The organism is Rhodoferax sp. ZS1R8 (assembly GCF_056521325.1).
Map to the genome: position 1 here is coordinate 1 of NZ_JBWMBA010000111.1, position 354 is coordinate 354.

General features: G+C 56.2%; 1 protein-coding gene. It reads right to left on the reverse strand.

The window, feature by feature from the left end:
• On the reverse strand, positions 1-192 hold a 192-nt coding region (locus AC097P_RS24210), incomplete at its 3' end, for a hypothetical protein (RefSeq protein WP_479612971.1).
• Positions 193-354: the final 162 nt, after the last annotated feature.

Consider the following 354-nt stretch of genomic DNA (forward strand, 5'->3'; position numbering starts at 1 on the left):
GGGGCCTACCATGTCTTGCACGGGGAATACGCCGGCTGCACCACCGCTGTCCTTGGTGTATACCGTACTGTCGCTGATAGGCTTGTAGGTGACAGCGATGGTGCTGCCAGGGGCCTTGGTGATGCCGGAGATTGTGTCGTTGCCGCGTACGGCAGTAGCCAAGTACCAGTCGTTGTAGGCTGGCCTCCACATGAAATCGATTTTGCCGTCCCCATTAAAGTCGCCAAAAAAGATATAGGGTTGGCTAGCTCGATTGTTGCCCCCTACTGAATAGCCTCCTATGAGGTCTGTCGGCGTTGTAGAGATTCCGTTCACTGTAGGCGCCAGGACCTGCACTGGACTCGCAAAGCCGGT